We start from the raw sequence: 1569 nt of genomic DNA on the forward strand, positions 1-1569 counted from the left end.
GCGCTTGCCCAGGATGATGTCGATATGCTGCTGCTCGGTCATGCCGAAGCCCGGGCGATCGGCGACGCCGAGGCGATCAGCCAATTGCTCGATGACGAAATGGTTGGTGCGCGGCCCCTCCGGCGGCTCGATCAGCTTGGGGCCGAGCGTGATGTGCTGGTTGCCGCCGCCCTTGTAGACGTCGTCGTGCTCGAGGAACATCGTCGCCGGCAGAACGACATCGGCAAGCTTGGCCGTGTCGGTCATGAATTGCTCATGCACGCAAGAGAACAGGTCGTCGCGCACAAAACCCTGTTTCACCAGCCGCTGCTCCGGCGCGACATTTACCGGGTTGGTGTTCTGGATCAGCATCGCCGTCACGGGCGGGCCGCCATAAAGCGCGTCGCTGGCTCCGGTCAGCACCGGGCCGATGCGCGAATGGTCGAGATGGCGGATCGAGGGATCGCGCATCCTGGTGCCTTCCAGAACTTCCTGGTTGAGCTTGAAGATGCCGGAGTTGGAATGGAAGGCGCCGCCGCCCTCATATTGCCAGCTGCCGGTGACAGCCGCGATGCAGGACGCTGCATGCATGTTGACGGCGCCATTGCGCTGGCGCGCGAAGCCGTAGCCGAGGCGGAAATAGGTCTTTTTCGTCGTGCCGACGAGGCGGGCGAAGGCCTCGATCTCGGCGACCGTCAGGCCGGTGATCCCGGCCGCCCAGTCCGGCGTGCGCGTCTTGAGATGCGCTTCCAGTCCTCTCGGATCGTCAGTGTATTTCGAGAGATAGGCGCGGTCGGCCATGCCTTCCTTGAACAGCATATGCATGACCGCGCAGGCCAGCGCGCCATCGGTGCCCGGCTTCAACACCAGGCCAAGATCGGCCTGCTTCATCGTCGCATTCTCATAGACGTCGATGACGACGATCTTCGCGCCGCGCTCCTTGCGCGCCTTGATGGCGTGCGTCATGACGTTGACCTGCGTCACCACCACATTGGTGCCCCAGATCACCACGCAATCGGATTTCGCCATCTCGCGCGGGTCCGGCCCGCGCAAGGCGCCGGCGCCCATCATCCAGCCGGTCCAGGCGAGATTGGTGCAGATCGAACCGAAAAAGCCGGAGTATTTCTTGGCGTGGCGCAGCCGGTCGATGCCGTCGCGCTGCACCAGCCCCATCGTGCCGGCATAATAATAGGGCCAGACCGTCTCCGAGCCGTATTTCTCCTCGGCCGCGATGAATTTTTCGGCGACGAGGTCGAGCGCCGCCTCCCAGCTTGCTTCTTTCCAGGCGCCGTCGCCCTTGGAACCGGCGCGGATCAGCGGCTTCAGCAAACGGTCGGGATGATGGACGCGGTCGGCATAGCGGGCAACCTTGGCGCAGACGACACCGGCCGTGTAGCTGTTGGACTTGGCGCCATGGACGCGGCCGATGCGATTGTCGTCGAGCAGCTCGACCTCGAGCGCGCAGGTCGAGGGGCAATCATGCGGACAGGCCGAATGGCCGATGCGAAGCTTGGCGTGTTGGTTCATGGGGCGAGGTTAACCGGTTCCGGACGCGGCGTGTAGGGCCAGATCTTACCCTCCCCTTGATGG

At 63.9% G+C, this 1569-nt stretch carries 1 protein-coding gene; it reads right to left on the minus strand.

Annotated elements, in window-relative coordinates:
- A partial coding sequence (locus tag EN984_RS33995; RefSeq protein WP_127384328.1) for a molybdopterin-dependent oxidoreductase occupies positions 1-1506 on the minus strand: 1506 nt, incomplete at its 3' end.
- Positions 1507-1569 lie beyond the last annotated feature (63 nt).

Source organism: Mesorhizobium sp. M7A.F.Ca.CA.004.12.1.1, from assembly GCF_003997835.1.
Lineage (GTDB): Bacteria > Pseudomonadota > Alphaproteobacteria > Rhizobiales > Rhizobiaceae > Mesorhizobium.